Here is a 26,985-nt window from a genome sequence, read left to right as displayed (position 1 = left end):
CTGACATCGACGGTGAACAGCCTGTGGCAGTGCGATACTCCACGAATGCACCGGCTACCCCGTTGTCTGGCTGTCCTGTTCGCGATGTTTGCCATCATTGTGCCGACCTCCGCCGCCGCCGACCCCGGTGACGATCCGGCAATCCTCGACGTCCGGCCGCTGGGAGGCCGCCAGTTCGAGGTGGTCGTCTACTCCGTGGCGATGCGCAAGCCGGTCACGGTCTGGGTGTCCCATCCGGGCGCAGGCGCACCGGCGCTGTATCTGCTCAATGCCGTCGACGGCGGCGAGGACGGCGGCCCGTGGACCACCCGCACCGACGTCGCGCAGTTCTTCTCCGACAAGCCGGTCAACCTGATCGTGCCGATGGGCGGGCGGGCCAGCTTCTACACCGATTGGGTGTCCGACGATCCGGTGCTGGGCCGAAACCAGTGGTCCACCTTCCTGATTCGGGAACTGCCGCCGCTGCTGGAACGGCACTTCCAGATGAACGGCCGCAATGCCGTTGCGGGAACGTCGATGTCGGCCACCTCGGCCCTGGATCTGGCGATCCAGGCGCCGGGGATGTACCGGGCCGTGGGCTCCTACAGCGGATGCCCGCGCACCAACGACCCGGTGGCCCGCGCCTTCGTCCATTCGCAGCTGGGCGTTTTCGGGGCGAATGCGGCCAATATGTGGGGCGGGCCGGACAATCCGGCGTGGGTAGCGCACGACCCGGTGGTCAACGCCGACCGGCTGCGCGGTGTGGCGCTGTACATGTCGGCCGGTAGCGGGAGTCCCGGTGTGCACGACACCCTCGCCGACCCGTCGATCGCGGGCAACGCCGTCAAGCTCGCCGACCGGATCGCGGTGGGCGGCGTGATGGAGTCGGTCGTCAACGGCTGCACCCGCGAACTGGCCGATCGCCTGGGCGCGCTGGGCATTCCGGCCACCGTCGCGTTCCGGCCGGGCACCCACGCCTGGCCCTACTGGGAGGACGACGTGCACGATTCCTGGCCGATGTTCGCCGCCGCCCTCGGGGTGTGATCAGGCGCGCACCGCGCGGCGGTAGGTCAGCTTGTCGAACTCGCGGCCGTACTCGTCGACCGCGACCACGTCCATCTCGCTGGCGAAGAAGCCCGGCCGCACATCGACCCGGACGAACGAGTAGTTGCGGAAGCGCACCCGCGACCACGGCGCCGCCTCGTCCTGCTTGCCGCCGTCCGCGGTCCACACGTAGCTGTTGGGCACCGTGGTGTCGGCGAGTTCGTGGCCGCGGTAGGTCTCCTTCGAGCCGGGCTGGAACTCGTAGCGGGGCCGCCCGCCGCCGCCGACGGTGTAGTACACCGTGCCGTCGGACTCCGGATAGACGATCGCGTTGTCGCCCGCCACCTTGGTCGCGCGTTCGGCGCGGATGGGGTCGGTGCGCTCGAAGACGTGATTGTGGCCCTGCAGCACCAGATCCACCTGATAGCGGTCGAACAGCCCGCACCAGGCATCGCGCAGGCCGCCGTCACTGGCGTGCGATTCGGTGGTCGAGTAGGCGCAGTGGTGGAAGAAGCAGACGATGAAGTCGATATTCGGATCGGCGCGGTAGGCGGCGAGAGTTCTTTCCGCCCAACCGGTCTGGGCGCCACCGGAGTAACCGGTGTTGGCCTTGATCTCGTAGGAGATGTCGTTGGCGTCCAGCGACAGCACCGCCACGTTGCCGTAGGTGAACGAGTAGGCCGAGGGGCAGGCGGCCGGTCCGTTGCCCGGGAAGTCCAGGCGCGCAAGGTGTCCGCCGTAGCCGTTGGTGTCGTAGGCGGCCTCCATGTCGTGGTTGCCGGTGGCGAACATCCACGGGGTGGTCGACGCGCTGGCCTCGATGGCGCCGAGGTACACGTCCCACACGTAGGGGTTGAACTTGTCGAATCCGCTGCCCGCCTTGCCACCCGAGGGCACGAACTGCGGGCTCTTGCCCGCGCCGGAGGGGTCGGCGTAGGCGATATCGCCCGCGAGCACGTGGAAATCCGGTCGGGCGGCGACGATCTGGCGCATCACATTGTCCGCGTGCCGCACGGTCGGCTCGTTGTCCGCCTTGTAGTACATGTCGTCGTAGTCGCCGGGCGCCACACCGGCGGGCTGACCCGGCGCTTCGTCGGTGCCCTGATCACCCATCATCGTGAACCGGAAGGGCAGCACGGCATTTCGCATGGTGGGCATCGCGGTGGCGGCGGTGCGGACCTCGCCCACGAAACCGTCGGAGGTGCGCCACCGGTAGAAGTGCGGCATCCGGCCCGGCAGCCCGTCGACCGGAGCGTGCACATAGAACTGTTCGGCGGCGAGGACGCCGCCGTCGCTGCTGGGGATCTGGGTGACCAGGTTGCGCACCTCCGCCTCGACGCTGCCGCCCAGTGCGGGGGTCGTGCCGTGGTCGAGGAAGACCTTGGCGCCGTTCGGATTTCGCGACAGCTGCGCCGAGAACCGGAGCTGGCTGGCGGCGTCGGCGCCGAATCCGACGTGCCGTCCGCCGATCGTCAGCCGCGCGTCCTCGGCGTAGGCCCGACCCGCGAAGGGAGAGGCGCCCATCGCCGCCACCGCCGCGGCCGCGGCAGTTCCGCGCAGGAAGTTGCGCCGCGATACCGAGTGCCGCCGCAGGTAGGCGCGGTGCCATTCGTGCTGCTCGGCGATGGTCATGGTGGCGGCCAACGGCTCCGGAATCCCCGTGTCGGGGATATCGCCAGGCGGGTTCAAGCGATTCGACGGCATGACGTCGAATGCTCGTCAAGGAGGCGGGCCGTGGCAACTCGGACACCGTCCATTGCTGGGGAATTCTGGGCAAATTCTTCGTGCGGGCGAACTTGTCGGTGGCGGAGGTCACAATGCCCGTATGGCCTATGACGAGGAACTGGCCGATCGGATCCGTGATCTGCTCGGCCCCATGCTGCCGGAGACGGTCGAGAAGAAGATGTTCGGCGGGCTGTCGTTCATGATCGGCGGCAATATGGCGGTGGCTGCCAGCGGCAAGGGCGGCCTGCTGGTCCGGGTCGATCCCGCCGAGGTGGACCGTCTCGTCGACGGTGAGCTGGTCGCGCCGATGGTGATGGGCGGGCGGTCGATGCACAACTGGCTGCGGGTGGACAGCACACTGCTGGCGGACGACGACGCGCTGCGCGGCTGGATCGACCGCGGTGTCGGCTACGCACGCACGCTGCCGCGGAAGTAGGGGTTGCGGCCGAGAACGCGCCGGAACGACGGGGTGCCTGCGGCCGGAGTGGTCGAGGTACGCGTGTGGTGTGGACCGTCCCAACCGGAGCGGCCGGGCCACTGTGGATTTTGCGGATCCGGCGGCGCGAGGCCGGGCGCCGGAGTATTCAAGATGGGTGTACAACCGTTCACTGAGGCTGGGCGGAGTGCGATCGTGGAGGCTTCATGAAGCAATCCGACACAAAGGTGACTGTTCGCCGCGTCGGGACCGTGATCATCGGCGCCGGGTTCGCGGGACTCGGCGCGGCGATGGCGCTCGATCGGGCCGGGCACCGTGATTTCCTGATCGTGGAGCGTGGCGGCGAGGTCGGCGGGACCTGGCGCGACAACACCTATCCGGGCTCGGCCTGTGACGTGCCGTCGCACCTGTATTCGCTGTCCTTCGCGCCGAATCCGGGCTGGTCGCGGACGTTCTCGCCGCAGCCGGAGATTCAGGACTACCTGCGCCGGATCGCGCGGCGGTCCGGCGTGCTGGACCGGGCCTGGTTCGACACCGGGATCACCCGGGCGCACTGGGACGATGCCGCCGGGCTGTGGCGGGTGGACACCACCCGCGGGCCGGTCGCGGCGGACTACCTCGTCTGCGGGTTCGGAGTGCTGTGCGAGCCCGCACTGCCCGATATCCCGGGGATCGAGACGTTCGGCGGAGAGATGTTCCATTCGTCGCGGTGGAATCACGAGGTGGAGCTGACCGGCAAACGGGTCGCGGTGATCGGCACCGGCGCCTCGGCGATCCAGATCGTGCCCGCCGTCGCGGGCACCGTCGGCCACCTGGACGTCTATCAGCGGACCGCGCCGTGGTTGCTGCCCCGGCTGGACCGGCCGTATACGGCGGTGGAGCGCTGGGCATTTCGCCGTCTGCCCGGCTGGCGGAGGGCGAACCGGGCCGCTGTCTACCTGATGCGGGAGACCCAGGGCTACTGCCTGACGCGCGGACCGGCCTTCACCAAACCGCTCGAGCTGATCGCACAGGCGAAGCTGCGCTGGGAGATTCGCGATCCGGGCCTGCGTGCGCGGGTGCGGCCGACGTTCCGGATCGGCTGTAAGCGGATGCTGCCGTCCAACGACTACTACCCGGCCCTGTGCCGCGAGGACGTCGACCTGATCACCAGCCCGATCGAGGAGATCCGGCCGGACGGGATCGTCACCGCGGACGGCGCCCGGCACCCCGCCGATATTCTGGTGGTGGCCACCGGTTTTCACGTCACCGACTCGCCGACCTTCGGGATCGTCCACGGCCGGGACGGGCGCAGTATGGCCGAGATGTTCGACGGTGCGGGTCCGCGCGCGTACAAGGGCACGACGATGGCCAACTTTCCCAACGCCTTCGTCCTCACCGGCCCGAACACCGCCACCGGGCACACCTCGCAGCTCTACATGATCGAAGCGCAGCTCGCCTACCTCGTCGACGCCCTCACCACCCTGCGCAGGCGCGGGCTGCGCACCTTCGAGGTCCGGGCCGCGGCCCAGCGAGAGTACAACGACCGCATCCAAGCCAAATTGGCCGCGAGCGTGTGGAATTCGGGCGGCTGCCGCAGCTGGTACCTCGACAAGCACGGCCACAACACCACACTGTGGCCCGGCACCACCTGGCCGTTCCGCCGGGAGACCCGCAAGTTCGACCTCGAGGCCTACGAGGTGTCCGCCGCATCGGCCGAGGAGCCGGAGGGCTCGATCGCGCGTTGATCCAGGTCGCGTATCGATCCCTGTGCGTTGATCCCTGTGCGGCAGAGGCCCTCTCAGCGCAGCCGCGACCGCGCTTCGGCCAGGGCTTCGGCCTGCTTCGCCCACTCGGGACCGTCGAAGCCCAGTACGAGCCGCTCGGCTCCGGCGTCCCGATACGCGGCGAGGCGGTCCGCGACCTGTCGTACATCGCCGGTGATCGGTAGCCTCGCCGCGTCCTCGCCCGACATGCCGAATGCGTCGATCATGCTGCGGACGAACGCGATTCGAGCGGAGTCGTCGTCGGAGAGCATGGCGTGCCCGCCGACGGTGACGCCCGGTGTGGCTCGCCCCGACTCGGCCGCCGCCGCGGTCAGCCGCGGGATCTCGGCGGCCAGTTCGTTCGCGGTGACGAGCGAGGGAAACCAGCTGTCCCCGAACCGCGCGGTCCTGCGGATCGCGGCCTCGGAGTTTCCGCCGATCAGGACGGGCGGCATCGTCGCGGCCGGTGTCAATGTCACGGCGGGGCCTTCGTCGGCCGCCGTCGGCCGACCGGTGATCAGGCCGGGTAATGCGGCGAGAGCGGCGTCCGTCCGCGGTCCGCGACGGGTGCTCGAAATCCCGGACGCCCGCCAGAACGGTGCATAGGGAAATCCGCCTACGCCGATTCCGAGGAGTACCCGATCGCCCGAAAGGTGTTGCAGCGCTTGAATTTGCGCAGCGATCTGCACCGTGGGCCGCATCGCGAGCGTGAGCACACCGAACCCGATCCGGACGCGCTCGGTGGCAGCGGCGACGGCCGCGAGGGTCACGACGCTGTCGAGCCCCGGCGTGCCGTCACCGATGATCAGATCCGGCACCCAGACCGATTCGAACCCCAACCGCTCGACGTGCCGCGCCGCATCGACGATCCCGCCCGCGGTCTCCGGCCCGTCCGCATCGGCGAGGGTTGGCAGCGTAATACCGATATCAAGGCTCATACCCCGACCCTGCAACCTCGAGCATGCTCGAGGTCAAACGCCCCGGTCGGGGGTTTGCAGGGCCGGGTACCAGATGTCGGTGAGGACCTCGGCGGCCTGGGGGGCGGTGACGTCGATGGTGCCCTGCATGGCCCAGCGGGTGAAGAAGCGCTCCAGCTGGGCTACCAGGAGCTCTATTCGCAGGCGGGCCTCGTCGCGGCGGCCGGTGGGCCAGCGGGACAGGTATGCGGGCATGCTGTCGGCGAGGGTCATGATGCCCTCGCGGGCCACCTCACGGAACTCCGGTTCCAGCGCGGTCGCCTCGTCCCAGGCCGGGAGCAGTTCCTTGTTCTCGGCGAACCATTCGATCGCGCGCGTCATCCAGGCCGCGAACTCGGCGCGCGAGCCGGTGACCAGGACGCGGTCCAGATCCTCGTAGCGCTGCCGGACGCTGGGCAGCGTGCCCTGTTCGGCGATCGCGCGCAGCACCTCGGTCTTACCGTTGAAGTGCAGGTAGAACGTGGCGCGGCTGCAGCCGACGGCCGCCGCGATGTCGTCGACGCGCACGCTCGAATACCCCTGGCCCTCGAACAGCTGCCGCGCCGCGTCGACGATCCGGGAGCGGGTCAGCCGCTTCTGCTCGTCGCGGAGCGAACCCCGGTGTCCTGTGCTCGAATCCGTCGGCATGACGTCGATGGTAGACGATTGTTCATTCACTAGACATGATGTCTAGCGAGTGCTAGCGTGTGTGCCACGTCACGAGTGCAACGAGTTCTAGTTTCGTTGTCACGGGTCGTGACGGTGGCACGTCCGGCACGGTCGCCGACCTTCGGCCGAACAGGAGAACGGAAGTTGGACACACGCGAACTACCCCGGGTGTGCGTCATCGGCGCGGGGCCCTCCGGGATCACCGTCGCCAAACGCCTGGCCGAGTACGGCATCCCGTTCGATTGCTACGAGGCCTCCGACGAGGTCGGGGGCAACTGGTATTTCAAGAACCCGAACGGGATGTCGGCGTGCTATCAAAGCCTGCACATCGATACCTCCAAGTACCGCTTGCAGTTCGAGGACTATCCGGCGCCGGAGCACTGGCCGGATTTCCCCCACCACTCGGAGCTGTTCGACTACTTCAAGGCTTACGTCGACCACTTCGGCATCCGGGACCGAATCAGGTTCAACACGAAAGTGGTTGCCGCCGAACGTGACCCGGACGGTTTGTGGCTGGTGACCGCCAGCACCGGCGAGACGGTGACCTACGACGCGCTGATCGTCTGCAACGGCCACCACTGGAATCCCCGATTTCCGGACTACCCTGGCGAATTCGACGGCGTCCTGATGCACAGCCACGCCTACAACGACCCGTTCGACCCGATCGATATGCGCGGCAAGCGAATCGTCGTGGTGGGTATGGGCAATTCGGGCCTCGACCTCGCCTCCGAGCTGTCGCAGCGGTACCTGGCCGAGAAGCTGTTCGTCTCGGCGCGGCGCGGGGTGTGGGTGCTGCCGAAGTACGTCAACGGCCAGGTGGGCGACCGCCGGTCGATGCCGCGGTGGCTGCCGCGGAAGCTGGGCCTGCGGCTCAAGCAGCGATTCGTGCGCAGATACCGCGGCGAGATGGAGAACTACGGCCTGCCGAAGCCCGACCATCGGCCGTTCGAGGCGCATCCGTCGGCGAGCGAGGAGTTCCTGCATCGCGCCGGGTGCGGCGACATCACCTGCAAACCGGCCATCACCCGGTTGGAGGGCGACCGGGTGCGTTTCGCCGACGGCAGCACCGAAAAGGTGGATGTGGTGTTGTGCGCCACCGGATATCACATCAGCTTCCCGTTCTTCGACGATCCGGCGCTGCTGCCCGACGGCGACAACCGCTTCCCGCTGTTCGAGCTGATGATGAAGCCCGGCATCGACAATCTGTTCTATCTGGGTCTGGCACAGCCGCTGCCGACGCTGGTGAACTTCGCCGAGCAGCAGAGCAAGTTCGTGGCCGCGTACCTGACCGGCCGCTATCACCTGCCGCCGGCGGCGGAGGTCGAGGAGTCGGTTCGCATGCAGGAGACCAGACGCGCCGGGCGCTACTACGATTCGCCGCGCCACACCATCCAGATCGAGTTCGAGCCGTACGTGCGCGAGCTCTTCGAGGAGATGGACGCGGGCGCGAAACGCGCTGCGGCGGCGGGCAATACGCTGTCGGTACCGGCCCGGGCGGCACAGGGGGTGCGGGGATGAGTACCTCCGCGGGGTTCTGTATCGACGAATTCATCGGCGTGCGCGAGGCTTTCGACGAGCAGTTGAGCTCGGGCGCCGAACTGGGTGCCTCGGTCTGCGTCACGGTGGACGGCGATCCGGTGGTGGACCTGTGGGGCGGCTGGTCCGATCCCGCGAAGACCACGCCGTGGCGCGCCGACACCCTGGTCAACGTCTTCTCCGTCACCAAGACCATGGTCGCGCTGTCCGCCCTGCTGCTGGTCGAGCGCGGCGAACTCGACGTCCACGAAAAGGTCGCCCACTATTGGCCCGAGTTCGCGGCGAACGGCAAGGGCGACATCGAGATTCGGCAGCTGCTGGCGCACACCTCCGGCGTCTCCGGCTGGGAACCGCCGATCGCGCTGCACGACATCTACGACGCCGAGGCGGCCGCCGCGCGGCTGGCGGCCCAGCCCCCGTGGTGGGAACCGGGTTCCGCCTCCGGCTACCACGCCCTGGACTACGGGCATCTCGTCGGCGAGGTGATCCGCCGCATCACGGGCCGCTCGCTGGGGGAGTTCTTCGCCACGGAGCTGGCGCGGCCGCTGGGCGCCGACTTCTACATCGGCACCGGGCCGGAGCATTTCGACCGGATCGCCACCATGGTGCAACCGCAACTTCCGAAGTTCGACATGGCCGCGCTCGACCAGAGCAGCATTCTGGTGAAGACGCTGACCAGCCCGCTGCTCGACGTCGCCGAAACCGCCACGCCCGCCTGGCGGCAGGCCGAACTCGGCGCGGTGAACGGGCACGGCAATGCGCGGTCGGTGGCGCGCGTGCAGTCGCTGATCGCCTGCGGCGGTCAGCTCGGCGGCCGGAAGTTCTTGTCGCCGAGGACCATCGATCTGATCTTCGAGCAGCAGTCCGACGGCGTCGATCTGGCGCTGCTGGTGCCGCTGCGCTTCGGCATCGGCTACGGGCTGCCGCACCCGCAGACCGTGCCCGCCGTGCCGGAGGGCCGGGTGTGCTGGTGGGCCGGTTACGGGGGTGCCATGGTGGTCAACGACCTGGACCGCCGGATCACCTTCGCCTACACCATGAATCGCATGGCCAGCAGCCTGATCGGGTCCGATCGGTCGGATGCCTACCTGCGGGCGACGTTCGACGCGGTGCGGTGACGGGAACGAGGAGCGGATTTCACATGACCAAAGCTGTTGACCCGCAGGCTGCTGCCGCCCGGATCGCCGCCGAGCTGACGGGCCCGGGCGGAGCGTTCGAGATGACCGTGGAGCAGGTGCTGGGTGCGCCGATCCCGGTGCTGCGTGATCGTCGCCGCTCACTGGGAGAACTGCTCGACGCCTCCCTCGCCTGGGGCGAGCGCGAGTATCTCGTGACCGCGGACAGCCGGATGACGTTCGCGCAGCACGCATCCGCGGCCGGTGCGCTGGCCCAGGCGCTGGCGGACCGGTACGGCGTCGGCAAGGGCGACCGCGTCGGCATCCTGGCCGCCAACACCCCGGAATGGGTGGTGGCGTTCTGGGCGGCGCAGTGCCTGGGCGCGATTCCCGTCGGCTACAACGCGTGGTGGGCGCCGCGGGAGATCGCCTACGGGCTGGAGCACACCCGACCGGCCGTGGTGATCGCGGACGCGAAACGGGCGAGCGCGATAAGTGAGCTGCCGCCGGACGAGGGGCGCGGCCAGGATCCGTCTGGCGTACCCGTTCTTTCCATGGAGGGCGACCTGCCGCGGCTGATCGCGGAGTATTCCGGTGCGGCGCCGAGAGCGGCCGTGGGCGAGGACGATCCGGCGGTGATCCTGTACACCAGCGGCACCAGCGGCCGCCCCAAGGGGGTGGTGCATTCGCATCGAAACCTGGTGGCCGTCAGCGACTATCACCGATTCACCGATGCGATGGTGGCGGCCTTCCGCGGCACGCCGCACCGGGAGCCGAGCGATAAGCGCTTCCTGCTCACCTCGCCCCTGTTCCACATCGCCAGCCTGCACAACCTGGTGATCCCGCGGCTGGCGACCGGCGCGGCCGTCGCGATCCACCAGGGCTCCTTCGACGTCGACAGGCTGTTGCGGCTGGTGGAGCGCGAGCGGGTCACCAACTGGGGTGCGGTGCCGACCATGGCGAGCCGGATGCTCGAACACGACCTGTCCGGCTACGACCTGTCGGCGCTGACGGCGTTCTCGCTCAATGCCGCCCCGTCGTCCCCGGCGTTCCACCGGCGGCTGCGCGAGCGGCTGCCGGTCGCGCAGGTGGCGCTGACCACCAGCTACGGGCTCACCGAAAGCGGCACGGCCGCAACGGTTGCCACGCCGCCCGAACTGGCCGCCCATCCCGAGACGGTGGGCCGCCCCATTCTCGGTGTCGAGGTGGAGATCCGCGACCCCGACGGCACGCCGGTGCCCGACGGTGAGGAGGGCGAGATCTGCATCCGCAGCCCGTACGTGATGGTCGGGTACTGGAACGACGAGGCCGCGACCGCCGCCGCCATCGATTCCGGCCGCTGGCTGCGCACCGGCGATTTCGGGACGCTCGAGGACGGCCGGCTGCGATTGTCCGGCCGCCGTTCCGATCTCATCCTGCGCGGCGGGGAGAACGTGTACCCCACCGAGATCGAGAACGTGCTAGACGAGCATCCGGGCGTGCTGGAGTCGGCGGTGCTCGGGGTGCCGCACGAGGACCTCGGCCAGGAGGTGGCCGCCGTCGTGGTCGTCGCCGATCGGGCCGCGGTCACCGAGGCCGCGCTGCGCGAGTTCGCCGCGGCGCGTCTGGCCTACTTCAAGGTCCCCGCCCGCTGGGTGATCACCGATAAGCCGTTGCCGCGCAACGCAACAGGGAAGGTCGTGCGGCGCGAGATAGAACTCTGACCCGAGGTAATCTCATGTACGACAGCATCATCAAGGGCGGCCGCTGGTTCGACGGCACCGGTGCGCCCGCGGCCATCCGCCACCTCGGCCTCCGGGACGGCCGGGTGGCCACCGTCTCGCCCGTCCCGCTCGACGAAACCGGCTGCGGCACAGTGGTGGACGCCGCGGGCAAGTGGGTGATCCCGGGCATGATCGATATCCACACCCACTACGACGTGGAGGTGCTGCTGGATCCGGCGCTGCCGGAATCGGTGCGCCACGGCGTCACCACCGTGCTGCTCGGCTCGTGTTCGCTGTCGACCGTGCACGTCGACCCCGAGGGCGCCGGAGATCTGTTCGGGCGGGTGGAGGCGATTCCGCGCAAGCACGTGATCGAGGCGCTCGGCGACCTGAAGACATGGCGCAGCGCCCGCGAGTACGTCGACGCGCTGGAGGCCCTGCCGCTGGGCGCGAATATCGCGAGCTTCCTGGGGCATTCGGATATCCGGACCGCCGAGATGGGTCTCGACCGCGCGACGCGCAGGGATGTGAAACCCACGGCGGCAGAGCTTTCCGCGATGGAGCGGCACCTGACCGAGGCGTTGGATGCGGGCTTCGTCGGCATGTCCTCGCAGCAGCTGCTGTTCGACAAGCTGGACGGCGAACTGTGCCGCTCCCGCACGCTGCCCTCGACCTACGCCACCACCCGGGAACGACGGCGGCTCAATGCGATTCTGCGGAGCCGCCGCCGCGCACTGCAGGGCGGGCCCGATGTGGCGCGGCCGCAGAGCCTGGTGGCGATGGCCGCGAGCAGCCTGGGCATCTGGCGCGAGCCGCTGAAGGTGAGCCTGCTGTCGGCGGCCGATATCAAGGCGATTCCGGCCGTCGCGCATATCTTCCCGGCCACCGCACGCCTGCTCAACGCGCTCGGCGGCGACTTCCGCTGGCAGCATCTGCCGGTGCCGTTCGAGGTGTACTCCGACGGCATCGATCTGCCGGTGTTCGAGGAATTCGGTTCCGGCGCGGCGGCTTTGCATCTGTCGAACCAACTGGAGGAGCGCCGGCAGCTGCTGCGGAGCGAGAGCTACCGCCGCCAGTTCCGCAAGGACTACGACAAGAAATACGGCCCGAGGGTGTGGCACCGCGACTTCTTCGACGCCGAGATCGTCGACTGCCCCGACGCGTCGGTGATCGGTAGGACCTTCGGGCAGGTCGGGGTGGACCGCGGCGGCGTGCACCCGGTGGACGCGTTCCTGGACCTGGTCGTCGAATACGGCGGCCAGGTGCGCTGGCGCACCACGATCTCCAACCACCGCCCGCGCGTGCTGGACCGCTTCGCCGCCGATCCCGGTGTGCAGCTGGGCTTTTCCGATGCCGGGGCGCACCTGCGGAATATGGCCTTCTACAACTTCGGGCTGCGGCTGCTGCGCCGGGTGCGCGACGCCGAGCGGGCGGCGCGACCGTTCATGACGCTCGAGCACGCCGTGCACCGCGTCACCGGCGAACTCGCCGACTGGTACGGGCTCGACGCCGGACATCTGCGGGCGGGGGACCGGGCGGACGCGGTGGTGATCGATCCGGACCGGCTCGACGACAGCCTCGACGCCTACGCCGAACACCCGGCGCCGTACTTCGACAACCTGTCGCGCATGGTGAACCGCAACGATGCCGCGGTGACGGCCGTATTCGTGGGCGGCACGTACGTTTTCGGCGAGGGACGAGCGGGGGCGGCGCTGGGGACCCGCCGCACCGGAAAATTCCTCCGCGCCGGGTGACCGCTCGTGTCGATATCTGAATCGTAGCCGCGGTCAGCACGGATTGGTCTGAAAATCCGTCTATTTCGAATTGGGCAGGCAACTTCGAAACGGTGAAACGCAAACCAGCGGCCGTACGGCGCGATTTGCCGTGCCTCACAACGGTCTGCTAGGTTTCCGGCGAAATTCACGCTCGTCCTGACGTAAATCATCGAGCGCATTGCGCTGCCGCACAGGAATTCCCGACAAAGATTCCGGCGGCGTGTCGCTCGTCAATGACGAGATAGCCCTCGCGGGGCGGTTATCCTGCTCGAGCCCGCAATTGCTCACGGCCCGATCGAAGAATGTCCGATCATGTGTCGGCATCGCATGCAAGGGAGTTGTCGTGGTCTCACCGGTTTCGCTCTCCGCCCCGGCGTGGGCGGTCTGCGAGGTGGCGGTGCGACTGGTGGTGGGCGGACTTCTGTTCGCCAGGGGCGTGGGCTTGCTGAATTCGGCTTCGGCGCGGCGGCAGCTGTGGCTGGCGCTGCACCAGCTGGTGCCCGCCCCGCTGGTGCGGCCGGTCGCGCTGTCGCTACCGGTCGCCGAACTGCTCGCCGGGATCCTGTTGCTGTTGGGCGCATTCGGCACGTTCGCGCTGGTCACTGCGGCCGTCGTGCTCGTGTCGACCACGGTGGCCGGCAGGGTGGCGCTCGGCCGCGGGCTCGTCGTGGCGGGCGGCAGCCTGTGCCGGTTACAACCGCTGCTGTCCCGGTACACATTGCTGCGCAACATGGTCTTCGTCGGCGCGATCGGGGCCGTCGCGGTGCACGGGGGCGCCACGCCGGCCGTGACCCCGTGGCATCCGTGGGCGCAGGCCGCCGCCGTGGCGGCGGTGACGGGAACGATAGGCACAATTATCGCGATACTCCGCCGCGCGCAACGCCGACGGCTCCTGTCCGGTATCGCGACCGCCTGAACGAAAGGAGATTTCAATGGTTTCGCGTCGCAATCTTTTCCGCTACTCCGGTGTCGCCGCGGCGGCTGCGGTAGCCGCGGTGGCCTTTCCGGAGTTCGCCCGTGCCGAGACCGTTCAGCAGGCCGGGCCGAAGGACGATTCCGACGAACGGCCCGGACGCGGGGGAAAACGACACGGACACGTCTACGGCAACGGGAACGTCTATGGCAACAAGAACGTCTACGGCAACGGAAACGTCTACGGCAACGGAACTCGCCGCAGGCGCCCGTAACCCGACCGGCTCGAATGCGGATGGGTACGCGAACATTCGCGACGGCCGTCGGGTTCGGCTGATCGACCGGTTCCGGCGGCCCCGGCCCGCGCACATCACGCTGGTCGGGGACTTCGCCGCCGGTCCCGACTGCGGCAGCGCGAACGAGTATCTGGCGCGCGGTGTGCACCGCGCGGGCGCCCATGTCAGCGTCGCACCCCTCTCGCGCGATCACGACGGGTGTTCCGGCGAGTTCCGCCGCCTGGTCGCCGAATCCCCGGCCCGGGTGGACGGGCCTGTGCTGTATTCCGCGTCGCCGGGTCGGCCGGAGTTCGACTGCCTCTTGGGGACGGACCTGTTCGCCCGGATCACCTGCGAGAGTTCGCGGATTCCGGAGTACTGGGCCGCGCGGCTCAACCGGACACGGGCCGTGATGGTGCCGAGCCGGTACGTGGCGGATGTCTACCGAGCCGGTGGCGTCACCGTCCCGATCTACGTCGTCCCCGACGGCGTGGACCCCGATATCTACCCCTATGCGCGGCGCTTCCGGCAGGCGGGGCTCACGACACTGATGGTGCTGGGCGAGGCGCAGACGTTCGACCCCTACCGCGAAGGCATCGCGGCATGGCAGGAGGCATTCCGCGATGATCGGGACGCGCGGCTCGTCATCCTGTCCCGGCAGGGCTGGCCGGACAGTTACCTTCCGGCCGACCCGCGAATTCACGTCGAGACCCTGACCGAGCCCACGCGCAGCAGGGCGCACTGGTACGCCGAGGCCGACGTGTTCCTGGCGCTGGGTGACGAGAGTTTCGGCGCCACCACGGCGGTCGAGGCGATGTCGTCCGGGCTGACGGTGGTGGTGCTGAACGCCGAGGGTCAGGCCGACCTCTGCCGGGACGCTGGGGAGCTGGTCCTGTCGGTCGAGCCGGTGACCTGGCGGCCGGATTACCATCCGGACGGTGCGGAGTTCTTCGGCGTCCGCGCGGTGCCCGAGGTCGCCGACATCGCCGCGCGACTGCGCTGGGTGGCCCGGCATCGTGCCGAGGCGGCGGAACTCGGGAGGGCCGCCGCGGACTGGGTGCGTGCGCATCGCAATGTCTGGAACGACGGCCCGGCGGTTCTCGCTGTCATGGAGAACCACACCCGTACTCGAAAGCCTTTGCGAGACAGCGAGTTTCCGGGATTCGGACCAATGCCTCGGCTCGCGGCGGCGGACGTGCCCGCCGCGCGGACGCGGTGGGAGGAGGTCGTGCGGGCCGGAGATCCCCCGCTGTGGCGGTTCCGTCCGGAAGGCGGCGCGTCACTCGGGGTCGTCACGTTGTGGACCCCGCAGATCGAGGGGTGGGCGCGCAAGCACGCGGAAGACAAGCGAGCCTACTGTGAGCGCCACGGTTTCGCCTTCTACGGTTATGCCGACGTGTTCACGACATCCCGGGCGCCACACTGGTCGAAGATCACCGCGGTACAGCGCCACCTCGCCGACCACGACTGGTTGTTCTGGACCGACGCCGACGCGGCGATCACCAACTTCGACGTCGATCTGCGGGAGCTGTGCGACGACTACGACCTGATCGTCACTCACGACGAACTCGGGCTCAATACGGGCAGCTTCCTCATTCGGAACAATGCCGAAGCGCGCGAACTCCTGCGCCGGACGTGGATTCAGGATGTCTCCGACCTCTTCTACGAGCAGACCGCGATGGCGCGGGCCATAGCGCTGCAGCCGGGGCTTCGGGTCAAGGTGCTGGAGAAGCGTTCGATGAACGCCTTCTGGAGCGAATTCGAGCCCGGCGACTTCATCATCCATGCCGCGGGCCAGCCGACGGAGGTCAAGATCGCGATGCTGGACGCGTTCCGGGCATCGGCGGTTCGACGATGAAACCCGCTGCCGCCGTTGCCCTTCGCGGTTTTCCGGTCTTGATCGGGGCGCTGGTGGCGGTGGCGGGACTGACCGTCGCCGCACCGGCTCGGGCCGACCAGCCGCAGGGGCGGGACGTGATCGCGCAGATGTTCGGGTGGAACTGGCGGTCGATCGCCCGGGAATGCCGGGAGACCTTGGGGCCGCAGGGATACGGCGCGGTGCAGACCTCGCCGCCGGCGGAGCATGCGGTGCTGCCGGAACGAGGGTTCCCGTGGTGGCAGAGCTATTCGCCGGTGTCGTATTCGCTGGACAGCCGCTGGGGTACCCGCGGCGAGCTGGCGGAGATGGTGCGCAGTTGTCACGATGCCGGGGTAGAGGTCTACGCCGACGTCATCGTGAACAACATGTCCGGTGTGCAGGGCTGTGGGACCGGCAGCGCGGGCGCGCGGTTCTGCCACCTGTCGTATCCGGCGGTGCCGTACGGTCCCGAGGATTTTCATCACTGCGGGACGCCGAAAGACGCGGTCTACGACTACCGGGACCGGTATCAGGTGCACAACTGCCAGTCGTTCGGGACGGCGGATCTGGCGACCGAGGAAGACCGGGTCCGCGATCGGATCGCCGGGTACCTCGACGACCTGATGTCGCTGGGGATCGACGGGTTCCGTATCGATTCGGCGAAACATATTCCTCCCGAGGATCTTTCGGCGATCGAGCGGCGACTTCACCGACCCGCCTACGTCTATCAGGAGGTCATCTACGGCCCGGGTGAAGCGGTGCAGCCGGAGGAGTACCTGGCCACCGGTGACGTGATGGATCTGCGCTATGCGGGAAGCCTGAGTTCGACATTCCGGCAGGGGCGGCTGACGGAGCTGCGAGACTTCGGTTCGGCCCTGCCGTCCGGCAAGTCCGTGGTCTTCGTGGCCAATCACGACACCGCGCGCAGCGGCATCACGATCACCCCCGGGGACGCGGATCGCTACGTCCTGGCCCATGCCTTCATGCTCGCGTGGCCGTACGGGCGGCCGAAGGTGCTCAGCGACTACGAGTTCGTCGCCTACGACCAGCCGCCGCCGTCCGATCTCTCCGGCCGCGCCATCGATGCGGCCTGCGGTGGCCCGGTCTGGCTGTGCGAGCACTCCTGGCCGGGGATCGCCGGGATGGTCGGCTTCCGCCGCCAGGTGGGTAACGCGCCGGTGGTCGATTGGTCGGACGACGGCGGTGATCTGGTCGCCTTCGGCCGTGGGCGCGAGGGCTACCTCGTGCTCAACGGCGCCGGGTCCGCCGTCACCGATCGCCTGTACCGCACGTCCCTTCCGGCGGGCCGCTACTGCGATGTCATGCACGGCACCATGCGATCCGGGTCCTGCACCGGACCCGTGTACGAGGTCGACGATTCGGGTGATCTACACGCCGATATCGGCCCCCGGTCCGGGATCGCCCTGCACGCCGGAGCGACCGTTTCGCGGTAGCCGGGGCACGGTCTCCCCGAAAACGGAACCGGCGAGCCGAATTCGGCTCGCCGGAGGCGGGATGCGCTGGGGCGCGGGATGTCTCATCCGCGTCCCGCGCACCGCAGGGCCCAGGCCAGGACGCCGAGGGCGCCGGTGTTGGCGAGCGCGCGCAGGATGTTCAGCCGCACCCAGGGCCCTTCGAACTGCTGGCGCAGGGCGGCGAGATCGGTGCCGTCGGTGGCGGCGGCCAGCTGATTGTTCAGCGGGATATTGCCCGCCGAGGTGATCAGGAAGCTGACGATATTGAGCGCCAGCGCGGCCAGGATCCACCACAGCACCGTGCGCTGGTCCGCCCGCAGGTGCAGGGCCGCCGCGACGGCCGTGAAGACAATCGAGCCGAGGAAGCTGAACATGAAGGCCGGGTTGACGATCACGTCGTTGATCTTGTTCATCACGTCCACGAAGGTGCGATCGTCGACCCTGCGCAGCGCCAGCATCACCGAACTGGCGTAGGCGTAGAACACACCGGCGAGCAGGCCGGTCGAGATGGCGGCCACCACCAGGGAGATGGCGCCGAACGTCTGGGTGGTGGTGCTTGTCGTTTGCATGAACTCAGTACACCGGGCGGCGGCGGGATCGGACATCGCTGCGACGCTCTTGCGCATGCGCGATCGTCCACGGGTCAGTCGTCGGCCATGCGGAACGCCCCGCCCTCCAGCCGATCGATGAGGCGCCGGGTCCAGGCCGCGCGGCTGTCGGCCGTATCGAGCCACAGGCCGATGACCTCGCCGACCGGGCCCCAGGTGTCGAGGTCGGTGTCCGGCGGCAGGTGGGTGGTGATGCTCGCGCGCCATTCGGCCAGCTCGCGGGCGCGATCTCGAAGCAGTGCGACGGCATCCGCGCGTGGGAGGTCGTCGATGAAACCGACCGCGGCCGCCAGCATGTCCAGGCGCGGGTCGCGGCGGGCGAGGGCCGAGCGCAGCAGTTCGAGGTAGGCCTGCTCGCCCTCCGCGGTCAGCTCGTATTCCGTGCGCGGCGGCCCGCCCGCCTGACTCGGCGCCGATTCGTGCGCGCGCAGCAGTTCGTCCCGGGTGAGGGATTTCAGCGCGTGGTACACCGAACCCGAAGTGGCCCTGGCCCATTCGTGCGCACCCCAGGACTCCAGATCCGCGCGCACCTGGTAGCCGTGCGCGCGGCCGTGACGACGGACCGCGCCGAGAACGAGTAGTCGAACCGCCGTCACGGGGAGCCTCCTGTTCGGATTCTCAGCTGGTGCTGACCCACCACAGTGTGCCGAACGGGTCCACGAAGGCGCCCGCCCGGCTGCCGTCGTCCTGGGCCGCCACCGCCGCGGCCGACCGCGCACCCGCGGCGACCGCCCGCTTGTGGGCGTCCTCGGGGTCCGGCACGACGGCCCACATCTGGACGTGCACCGGCTCGGTCGGCGATTTCAGGCAGCGGCCGCCGTCGGGGCCGGAGTCCGCGAAGAACACCGAGCTCTCGCCGATGCGCGCCTCCGCGTGGATCACCCGTTTCGGATCCGAGGGCAGCGGTATCCGGGTCGGCACCTCCGCCTGGAAGACCTGCTCCAGGAACGAACGGAAGATGCGCGCATCGTCGACCATCACGTAGGGGGTTACGGAAGGCATCCGATCTCCTTGCTAGCCAAATTTGGTTACTTGCCGAGCATAGCTCGAGTAGCCAAATTTGGCTAGAAGGTTATGTCGCCGCGTCGGGCCCCTGGCCGGGGCGAATCGGCCGCTGGTGGGCCGCTGTCGGGTTACACGGTCGTCCTCAGCGCCTGCTACCGACCGTCAGCCCGCCGAACCGGACGAATCTGCCGTTGAGGCGATTTCGCAGGCCGGCCAGGGGGCGTGGGTCGATGCCGCGGAGGGCCTCGGCGATCAGGCGGATGGGTTCGCCGCACGAGTCGTACCGGGCGCCGGGGTCCTTCGCGAGCGCCCGCTGCAGGATCGTGTCGACCTCCGGTGGGATCCAGTGCCTGGTCGCGGAGATTTCGGGGGGCGGGTCGTGCAGGTGGGCGGTCGCGGTGGCGTTGAGGTTCGCGCGGACGAACGGCGGACGGCCGGTGAGCAATTCGATGGCCGAACATGCCAGCGCGTACTGGTCCGTCGCCGGGGACACGGCGCCCGCCCGCAGCAGTTCCGGTGCGGCATAGGGCACCGATACGACGACGAAACCGTCCGTGGCCAGGGCCGGTTCGGGCCGGTGCAGCCACCGCGCCTGATCGAAGTCCGAGATCTTCACCCCCGCGGCATCGGTCGTGCCGACCAGGACGTTCGAGGGTTTGACATCGAGATGGACGACGTCGTGGGCGTGCGCGAAATCCAGTCCCGCGGCGACATGGGTCAGCATGTGGAGCACCCGCCGCAGATTCGGATACTGGTGCGGCATCCGCACCAGCGCCGACCCCGTCGTGCCCGGCACGTACTCGTGGGCGGACCACAACCGGCCGCCGAATTCACCGTGGTCGTACATCCGCACGATATCGGGATGCCGCAGCGCGGACAGGATGTCGAACTCGTGCACGAAACGCGCCCGCGCGATCGGCGACCGGCTGTCGTTCGGCCCCAGCACCTTCAACGATACGGTCCGCGATCGTTCGCGATCCCGCGCGAGATACACCGCGCTGCTGCCGCCGCGACCGAGCTGGGCCTCGATGACAAACCCCGCAAACTGATCGCCCGGCTCTAATGCCACGCTCTCACCGTAGTGCTTCGGCGGCCGCCACGGACAGCTCGGCTCCCGCTGCCGAGAAGCTGTCCCGGGCGGTCAGCGGCGGCTGGGCGGGACCACGGGGGCCTGCCAGGCGCGGGCGTAGCGGCGTTTGTCGCGGGCGTTGTGCTCCTTGCTGCGGTAGACGACGTAGGGGCGGACGAGGTAGCCGACGGGGGCGCTGAACATGTGGACCAGGCGGGTGTAGGGCCAGATGCCGATCAGGGTGAGCACGATCAGGCCGTGCGCCTGGAACGTCCAGGGGGTGCCGACCATCAGCTCGGGCTCCGGGTGCAGCGTGAAAAGGCTTCGGAACCACGGGGATACGGTCTCGCGATAGTTGTGCCTGCCCCACAGCAGATTGCTGCCGACGGTGTTGAGCAGGCCGGTGATCAGCGCCCCGGCGAGCAGCACGTACATCACCTTGTCGTTGGTGGTGGTCGCCTGCCGCACCGCGGGCACGGTGACGCGCCGGTACATCAGGATGCCGATACCGGCGATGACGGCGACTCCGGCGATCGTCCCGGCCGTCACCGCGACCACGTGGTAGAGGTGTTCGGAGATGCCGATCGCCGCGGTCCAGGACTCGGGGATGAGCACGCCGAGCACGTGCCCGCCGATGACGCCGAGCATGCCGAAATGAAACAGCGGACTGCCCAGCCGCAGCAGGCGGGACTCGTATATCTGGGAAGAGCGTGTGGTCCAGCCGAATTGGTCGTTGCGGTAGCGCCACAGGTGGCCGAGCAGGAACGAGGTGAAGGCCACGTACGGCAGCGTCATCCAGAGTGCGGTGGTCATCGGCGGCCTTCCGATCCGGCGAACAGCGAGGGATCCATCGCGAACGGGTCCAGGCCCACCTCTTCCTCGGGCGGCCCCTGCGCGGCGAGTTCGGCGATGCGGCGGCGGTCCGCGGTGGTGAGCGGGGGCAGCGTCGCGACCACCGCGGCGAGCACCCCCGCATACGGGGACCCGCTGTCGGACAACGACAGTCGCAGCAGCTCGAGGACGGGTACGTGCTCGCCGAGCAGGCGCTCGCCGCCGATCGGGTCGACGGTGGCGGCGAACTCCAGCAGCACCGCGAGATGGTCGGGCAGCTCGGTGTCATCGAGCTCCACCCCGGCATGCCGGTAGGCGTGCTTGAACCGCAGCAGCGCCATGCCGCGCTTGCGGGTGTCGCCGTAGGCGTAGTAGGTCAGGTGCAGGCTGGCGCGGCGGCGCAGGTCGAAGGTCTCGACGTACTGCTGGGCGAGGGCGAGGGGATCGGTGCCGCGCAGGTGCAGTAGGACCGCGTCGATGTGCGTGCGCACCTCGCCCGGTAGTTCTGTTGTGGCACTGGCGATTTCCTCGACCATGGCCAGGGTTTCGCGGCTCGGGTAGTCCAACAGCAGCGCCGCGATCCGCCAGACCAGGCGGCGGTCGCGCTCGGAGATCTGGACGGTGGGCTCGGGCCGACGCCGAATCTTCAACAGGCTCATCGCGCGACCCTGCTCGGCTCGGGAACGGTTGTGCCGGAGCCGTTTACCGATGCGCCGTCGCCGTGGCGGTTGCCGTCGGCATGGCCGTTGCTGCCCGATGCGCCGGAATCGTTGTGGCCGTTGCCGTTCGATCCGTTCCGGGAGGGCAGCAGGCCATTGGTGGACTTGCCGTCCCAATTGAGCAGGTTGACGCGCGAGGACTTCTCGTCGGGCGCGGCACCATTGGTGTCGGTGAGGTGGAACTTGTCGTCCATGACGTCGAAGGCCGTCATACCCGGACCGCCGTCGACGTCGAGGCTGCAGCCGGTGGCCAGCGAATCCAGTTCGTGCGCACGGGAGGTGGCGCCGCTGGGAATCACGTAGCGGTGCTCGTACTTGGCGATGGCCAGCAGCCGGTACATCGCCTCGATCTCCTCGGGTTCCAGCCGCACCGAATCCGGAATGGACAGGTCGGGCTCCTGGCCCAGGTTGATCGAGCGCATGAAGGCCCGCATCCCCGCGAGGCGCTGCAGCGCGGCACGCACGGGTCCGACCTCACCGGCGGTGAACAGCTCGGCGAGGTACTCGACGGGAATGCGCAGGGCATCGATGGCCCCGAACAGGTTGTCCACGCTCTCGCCGTCGTGCCCCGTCTCCGACAGCACGTCGACGACCGGCGACAGCGGCGGCACGTACCAGACCATCGGCATGGTCCGGTATTCCGGATGCAACGGCAGCGCGATCTGGTAGTCGACGATGAGCTTGTAGACCGGCGAATCCTGGGCCGCCTGAATCCATTCCGGGGAGATCCCGGCGCGTTCGGCCTCGGCGATCACGCGCGGATCGTGCGGGTTGAGGAACACGCCCAGCTGTGACGGGTACAGATCCTTGTCGTCGGTGACCGACGCCGCCTCCAGCACCGCGTCGGCGTCGTAGAGCATGACGCCGATGTAGCGCAGCCGCCCGACGCAGGTCTCCGAACACACCGTCGGAATGCCGACCTCCACGCGCGGGTAGCAGAAGGTGCACTTCTCCGCCTTGCCCGTCTTGTGGTTGAAATAGATCTTCTTGTACGGACATCCGGTGACGCACTGCCGCCAGCCGCGGCACTTGTCCTGGTCGACGAGCACGATGCCGTCCTCGGCGCGCTTGTAGATCGCGCCGGACGGGCACGAGGCCGCGCACGACGGATTCAGGCAGTGCTCGCAGATTCGCGGCAGGTAGAACATGAAGGTCTGCTCGAACTCGAGCTTCACCTGATCGGACAGCTTGGACAGCAGCGGGTCCTTGCCGACCTGTTCCGGGCCGGAGCCCAGGTCGTCGTCCCAGTTGGCGCCCCAGGTGACCTTCGTATCCTCGCCGGTGATCAGCGATTTCGGCCGCGCCACCGGGGTGGTGTCCATGGCCGGGGAGCTGAGCAGATTGTCGTAGTCGTAGCTCCACGGGTCGTAGTAGTCCGACACGGTGGGCAGGTCCGGATTGGCGAAGATGTTGAGCAGCCGCTTCATTCGCGACCCGGACTTCAGCGTGAGCCGGCCCTTGCGGTCCAGCTTCCAGCCGCCCTTCCACTTCTCCTGATCCTGGTACTGCCGCGGATAGCCTTGTCCCGGACGGGTTTCCACATTGTTGAACCACACGTACTCGGTGCCGGACCGGTTCGTCCAGGCCTGCTTGCAGGTGACGCTGCAGGTGTGACAGCCGATGCACTTGTCCAGGTTCATCACCATGGCCAGCTGTGCCATGACTCGCATATCAGTACCGCCTTGTCGAGTCGGTGGGTGCCGTATTCGCGCGCATGTCAGTACTCCACCTTTTGGCTGCGCTTCCGGATGGTGGTGACCTCGTCACGCTGATTTCCGGTGGGACCGTGGTAGTTGATCGCGAAGGACTGCTGCGCGTAGCCGCCGATCAGGTGCGAGGGCTTGATCATGATGCGGGTGAGGGCGTTGTGGATGCCGCCGCGTTTGCCCTTGGCGCCGTTCACGTTCGGCGTCCCCTCGATGCGGGGGACATCCACCGTGCGGTCCTGCGCGTGGTACATGAACACCGTGCCCTCGGGCATGCGGTGGCTGACGATGGCGCGGGCGACGACGATGCCGTTGCGGTTGATCGCCTCGATCCAATCGTTGTCGGCGACACCGATTTTCGCGGCGTCCCTCTCCGACATCCAGATGGCCTGCCCGCCGCGCGAGAGCGTGAGCATGTGCAGGTTGTCCTGATAGGCCGAGTGGATCGACCACTTGGAGTGCGGGGTCAGGTATCGCACGGTGACGCCGCTGTCGCTCACCGCACCCACATCGGGTTCCCGGAACAACGCGGTCATGTCCAGCGGCGGACGGAAGATCGGCAGCTGCTCGCCGAGTTCGATCATCCAGTCGTGGTCGAGGTAGAAGTGCTGCCGGCCGGTGAGGGTGTGCCAGGGCTTGAGCCGCTCGGTGTTGATGGTGAACGGCGAGTACCGGCGCCCGCCGGTCTCGGATCCGGACCACTCCGGCGAGGTGATCACCGGCACGGGCCGGGCCTGGGTGTCGGCGAAGGTGATCCGCTTGCCCTCGTGCTCGGCGGCCAGGTCCGCCAGCTTGGTTCCGGTGCGCCGCTCGAGCGCCTCGAACCCCTCCACGGCGAGGCGGCCGTTGGTGGTGCCGGACAGCGCCAGGATGGCCTCCGCCGCGTGGACATCCTTGGCCAGCGACGGACGACCCTGCGCGGCGCCGGACACCACGGTGCCGTTGACACCGGCGAGGTATTCGACCTCGGCGTCGGGGTGGGTGGTGACGCCCTTGGTGGTGACGCCGAGCTGCTCGATCAGCGGCCCGAGCGCGGCCATCTTCTCCGCGATCTTCGGGTAGTCCCGTTCCACCACAACGAGTTTCGGCATGGTCCTACCCGGAATCGGTTCGCATTCACCGGCTTTCCAGTCCAGCACCCGTCCGCCCGGCTGGGCCAGGGCGTCGGCCGAGTCGTGCAGCAGCGGCACCGCGACCAGATCCTTGCGGGTGCCGAGATGCTTCTCGGCCAGCCAGGAGAAGCCGCGCGCGATGCGGTGGAACGCCTCGAAGTCGGTCTTGGCCTCCCACGGCGGGGAGATGGCGGGGGAGAAGGCGTGCACGAAGGGGTGCATGTCGGTGGACGACAGGTCGTGCTTCTCGTACCAGGTCGCCGCGGGCAGCACGATATCGGAGAACAACGTGGTGGAGGTCATCCGGAAGTCCAGCGACAGCAGCAGATCCAACTTGCCGGTGGCGGCGGTGTCGCGCCATTCCAGTTCCTGCGGGCGGACTCCGGTCGCCTCGCCGGTCTGCAGGTTGGAGTCGGCGCCCAGCAGATGGCGGTGGAAGTACTCGTTGCCCTTGCCGGAGGAGCCGAGCAGGTTGGCCCGCCACACGGTCAGGCAGCGCGGGAAGTTCTCCGGGGCGTCCGGGTCCTCGCAGGCGAAGCGCAGATCCCCGGACTTCAGGCCGTCGACCACGTGCTCCTGCGGGGTCTTGCCCGCCGCCTCGGCCTCGTCGACGAGATCGAGCGGATTGCGGTTCAGCGTCGGATAACTCGGCATCCAGCCCAGCCGCGACGCCAGGGCGATGTTGTCGGCCGCGGTGCGCCCGGCGAACCGGCCGGAACCCAGTGGGGAGGAGAAGGATTCGGCGGTGAACGGGTCGTAGCGCCACTGGTCGTTGGCCAGGTACCAGAACACGGTGCCCTGCATCTGCCGCGGCGGCCGCTGCCAGTCCAGGCCGAATGCCAGTGTGGCCCAGCCGGTCACGGGACGGCACTTCTCCTGGCCGACATAGTGCGCCCAGCCGCCGCCGTTCACGCCCTGGCAGCCCGTGAGCAGGGTGAGGGTGAAGAACGAGCGGTAGATCTGGTCGGAGTGGAACCAGTGATTGGTTCCGGCGCCCATCAGGATCATGGAGCGGCCGCCGGAACGGTCGGCGTTGTCGGCGAATTCGCGGGCGATGCGGGCCGCCTGGACCGCGGGGACGCCCGTGATGGCTTCCTGCCAGGCCGGGGTGTAGGGCTCGGTCGCGTCGTCGTATCCGGTGGGCCATACACCGGGCAGGCCGTCGCGGGCCACGCCGTACTGGGCGAGCAGCAGATCGAAGACGGTCGTGACTCGTTTGCCCGCAACGGTTCTGGTCGGCACGCCGCGACTCAGCACCCCGCCCTCGTCCGAGTCATAGCGAGGCAACTGCACGGCCGCAACTTCGTTGGTGCGGCCGTACAGCGTCAGCAGGGGATCCACGTCCCCCAGGTCCAGGTTCCAGTGGCCCGCGCCGGACTCGGAGAAGCGGTGTCCCAGAGCGCCGTTCGGCACCACCGGCTTGCCGTCGGCATCCAGCAGCACGGTCTTGTGCTCGGCGCCCTCGCCCGTTTCGCCGAGATCGGCGGCGGTGAGGAACTTTCCGGGCACCCAGGTGTGGGCCTGGTACTCGCCGTCGGCGTTCCAGCCGCCCTCGTGCTCGTCGAGCGTGATGAGGAACGGCAGGTCGGTGTAGCGCTTGGTGTAGTCGAGGAATCGGGGCGTCGCCTTGTCGACGAAGAACTCCCCGAGGATCACGTGCCCCATCGACATGGCAAGGGCCGCATCGGTTCCCGGCCGGGCGGGTACCCACTCGTCGGCGAACTTGGTGTTGTCGGCGTAGTCGGGGGAGACCACGACGACCTTCTGTCCGCGGTAGCGGGCCTCGGTCATGTAGTGCGCGTCCGGCGTGCGGGTGACGGGCACATTGGAGCCCCACATGATCAGGTAACCGGCGTCGAACCAGTCCGCGGATTCCGGCACGTCGGTCTGGTCGCCGAAGACCTGCGGCGAGGCCACCGGCAGGTCCGCGTACCAGTCGTAGAACGACAGCATCGACCCGCCCAGCAGCGAGATGAACCGCGCCCCCACGGCGTGCGACACCATCGACATCGCGGGGATGGGGGAGAACCCGGCCACCCGGTCCGGGCCGTAGCGCTTGATCGTGTGCACGTGCGCCGCCGCCGCGATCTCGGCCGCCTCCCACCATTCGGCGCGCACGAACCCGCCCTTGCCGCGCGCCGACTTGTACCGCTTCGCCCTCTCCGGATCCTCGACGATCGACTCCCAGGCGGCCACCGGATCCTTCACCGCGGCCTTGGCCTCGCGATACATCTCGAGCAGCGTGCCGCGCACGTACGGATACCGCACGCGCGCAGGCGAATACGTGTACCAGGAGAACGAGGCGCCGCGCGGGCAGCCGCGCGGCTCGTACTCCGGCTTGTCGGAGCCGACGGAGGGATAGTCGGTCTGCTGGGACTCCCAGGTGATCACGCCGTCCTTGACGTAGATCTTCCACGAGCACGAGCCGGTGCAGTTGACGCCGTGCGTGGAGCGCACCACCTTGTCGTGGGCCCAGCGGTCGCGATAGAACTCGTCGGCGCTGCGCCCGCCCACCTTGTGCACGGTGCGCAGATCGCCGGAGACCTCACCGCGATTGAAGTATTTGCCCAACCGAAGCAGCGCGTCCCCGGCCGCGGCGGATCCGCCGTTGGTATCGGAGGGGGTCGAACCCTTTGTCTGCGAAAAAACCACAACGCCCCCTTCGAGCTGGAAATCGGGCTGCTGCACCGAGAGTAAGGACGCCCGGGGAGGGGGCAAAACGGTTCTCTCAC

General features: G+C 68.5%; 22 protein-coding genes. 11 read left to right on the top strand and 11 right to left on the bottom strand.

The features are described 5' to 3' along the window. The first annotated feature begins 84 nt into the window (after positions 1-84). Positions 85-1,023, top strand: coding sequence for an alpha/beta hydrolase (locus NM1_RS00990; protein WP_246010959.1), 939 nt, complete (start codon positions 85-87; stop codon positions 1,021-1,023). Here NM1_RS00990 and NM1_RS00985 read toward each other — a convergent pair whose 3' ends face one another. Next, complete coding sequence (locus NM1_RS00985) at positions 1,024-2,727, bottom strand: metallophosphoesterase (protein WP_068012699.1); 1,704 nt, start codon at positions 2,725-2,727, stop codon at positions 1,024-1,026. Positions 2,728-2,848: 121 nt separating this feature from the next. Here NM1_RS00985 and NM1_RS00980 point away from each other — a divergent pair, with 121 nt between their 5' ends. Then, on the top strand, positions 2,849-3,184 hold the full coding sequence (locus tag NM1_RS00980) for a TfoX/Sxy family protein (protein ID WP_068012697.1): 336 nt from the start codon (positions 2,849-2,851) through the stop codon (positions 3,182-3,184). Between the two features lie 206 nt (positions 3,185-3,390). Then, on the top strand, positions 3,391-4,911 hold the full coding sequence (locus NM1_RS00975; protein WP_068012695.1) for a flavin-containing monooxygenase: 1,521 nt from the start codon (positions 3,391-3,393) through the stop codon (positions 4,909-4,911). A 53-nt stretch (positions 4,912-4,964) separates the two neighbouring features. Here the strand turns inward: NM1_RS00975 and NM1_RS00970 are convergent, their stop codons facing one another. Both NM1_RS00970 and NM1_RS00965 read right to left on the bottom strand, forming a co-directional pair. Continuing rightward, positions 4,965-5,867, bottom strand: coding sequence for an LLM class flavin-dependent oxidoreductase (locus NM1_RS00970; RefSeq protein WP_068012693.1), 903 nt, complete (start codon positions 5,865-5,867; stop codon positions 4,965-4,967). Positions 5,868-5,900: 33 nt separating this feature from the next. Continuing rightward, entirely contained in the window at positions 5,901-6,533 is a 633-nt protein-coding gene (locus NM1_RS00965; protein WP_068012690.1) for a TetR/AcrR family transcriptional regulator, read from the bottom strand. Positions 6,534-6,698: 165 nt separating this feature from the next. Between NM1_RS00965 and NM1_RS00960 the strand changes: the two genes are divergently transcribed. The 8 genes from NM1_RS00960 to NM1_RS00925 all read left to right on the top strand — a co-directional run bounded on the left by NM1_RS00960 (position 6,699) and on the right by NM1_RS00925 (position 17,182). Beyond that, the gene (locus NM1_RS00960; protein ID WP_084519027.1) at positions 6,699-8,072 is read left to right on the top strand and encodes a flavin-containing monooxygenase; all 1,374 of its coding nucleotides are present in this window, start codon (positions 6,699-6,701) and stop codon (positions 8,070-8,072) included. Further along, positions 8,069-9,208: a serine hydrolase domain-containing protein gene (locus NM1_RS00955; protein ID WP_068012687.1), complete on the top strand. Its 1,140-nt coding sequence runs from the start codon at positions 8,069-8,071 to the stop codon at positions 9,206-9,208. The genes NM1_RS00960 and NM1_RS00955 overlap by 4 nt, the downstream gene beginning before the upstream one ends. A 23-nt stretch (positions 9,209-9,231) precedes the next feature. Further along, a complete protein-coding gene (gene casG / locus NM1_RS00950) occupies positions 9,232-10,908 on the top strand; it encodes a steroid-24-oyl-CoA synthetase (protein ID WP_068012685.1) in 1,677 nt (558 codons plus the stop codon). Positions 10,909-10,922: 14 nt separating this feature from the next. After that, positions 10,923-12,662, top strand: a complete 1,740-nt coding sequence (locus NM1_RS00945) for an N-acyl-D-amino-acid deacylase family protein (protein WP_068012683.1) — start codon at positions 10,923-10,925, stop codon at positions 12,660-12,662. A 364-nt stretch (positions 12,663-13,026) separates the two neighbouring features. Next, positions 13,027-13,599, top strand: a complete 573-nt coding sequence (locus NM1_RS00940; protein WP_068012680.1) for a MauE/DoxX family redox-associated membrane protein — start codon at positions 13,027-13,029, stop codon at positions 13,597-13,599. A gap of 16 nt (positions 13,600-13,615) precedes the next feature. Then, positions 13,616-13,870, top strand: coding sequence for a hypothetical protein (locus tag NM1_RS00935; RefSeq protein WP_068012677.1), 255 nt, complete (start codon positions 13,616-13,618; stop codon positions 13,868-13,870). Next, entirely contained in the window at positions 13,803-15,728 is a 1,926-nt protein-coding gene (locus NM1_RS00930; RefSeq protein WP_147288921.1) for a hypothetical protein, read from the top strand. The genes NM1_RS00935 and NM1_RS00930 overlap by 68 nt, the downstream gene beginning before the upstream one ends. Beyond that, the gene (locus tag NM1_RS00925) at positions 15,725-17,182 is read left to right on the top strand and encodes an alpha-amylase (protein WP_068012672.1); all 1,458 of its coding nucleotides are present in this window, start codon (positions 15,725-15,727) and stop codon (positions 17,180-17,182) included. Before NM1_RS00930 ends, NM1_RS00925 begins: the two co-directional genes overlap by 4 nt. An 83-nt stretch (positions 17,183-17,265) precedes the next feature. Here the strand turns inward: NM1_RS00925 and NM1_RS00920 are convergent, their stop codons facing one another. The 8 genes from NM1_RS00920 to NM1_RS00885 all read right to left on the bottom strand — a co-directional run bounded on the left by NM1_RS00920 (position 17,266) and on the right by NM1_RS00885 (position 26,905). Continuing rightward, complete coding sequence (locus NM1_RS00920; protein WP_068012840.1) at positions 17,266-17,772, bottom strand: anthrone oxygenase family protein; 507 nt, start codon at positions 17,770-17,772, stop codon at positions 17,266-17,268. Positions 17,773-17,846: 74 nt separating this feature from the next. Then, complete coding sequence (locus NM1_RS00915) at positions 17,847-18,407, bottom strand: PadR family transcriptional regulator (protein ID WP_068012670.1); 561 nt, start codon at positions 18,405-18,407, stop codon at positions 17,847-17,849. Between the two features lie 22 nt (positions 18,408-18,429). Then, positions 18,430-18,813: a VOC family protein gene (locus NM1_RS00910; protein WP_068012667.1), complete on the bottom strand. Its 384-nt coding sequence runs from the start codon at positions 18,811-18,813 to the stop codon at positions 18,430-18,432. A 145-nt stretch (positions 18,814-18,958) separates the two neighbouring features. Continuing rightward, positions 18,959-19,885 (bottom strand): serine/threonine-protein kinase, encoded by a 927-nt coding sequence (locus tag NM1_RS00905; protein WP_068012665.1) that lies wholly within the window; start codon positions 19,883-19,885, stop codon positions 18,959-18,961. A 72-nt stretch (positions 19,886-19,957) separates the two neighbouring features. Continuing rightward, on the bottom strand, positions 19,958-20,698 hold the full coding sequence (narI, locus tag NM1_RS00900; RefSeq protein ID WP_068012664.1) for a respiratory nitrate reductase subunit gamma: 741 nt from the start codon (positions 20,696-20,698) through the stop codon (positions 19,958-19,960). Next, positions 20,695-21,375 (bottom strand): nitrate reductase molybdenum cofactor assembly chaperone, encoded by a 681-nt coding sequence (gene narJ / locus NM1_RS00895; protein WP_068012661.1) that lies wholly within the window; start codon positions 21,373-21,375, stop codon positions 20,695-20,697. Before narJ ends, narI begins: the two co-directional genes overlap by 4 nt. Beyond that, positions 21,372-23,096, bottom strand: a complete 1,725-nt coding sequence (narH, locus tag NM1_RS00890; protein WP_068012659.1) for a nitrate reductase subunit beta — start codon at positions 23,094-23,096, stop codon at positions 21,372-21,374. The genes narJ and narH overlap by 4 nt, the downstream gene beginning before the upstream one ends. Positions 23,097-23,152: 56 nt before the next feature. Further along, positions 23,153-26,905 (bottom strand): nitrate reductase subunit alpha, encoded by a 3,753-nt coding sequence (locus NM1_RS00885; RefSeq protein ID WP_068012656.1) that lies wholly within the window; start codon positions 26,903-26,905, stop codon positions 23,153-23,155. Positions 26,906-26,985: the final 80 nt, after the last annotated feature.

The sequence above is a fragment of the Nocardia mexicana NBRC 108244 genome (assembly GCF_001613165.1).
Classification (GTDB): Bacteria; Actinomycetota; Actinomycetes; order Mycobacteriales; family Mycobacteriaceae; genus Nocardia; species Nocardia mexicana.
The sequence above is the reverse complement of the archived record's forward strand: the minus strand, read 5'-3'. Positions and strand labels throughout refer to the sequence as shown.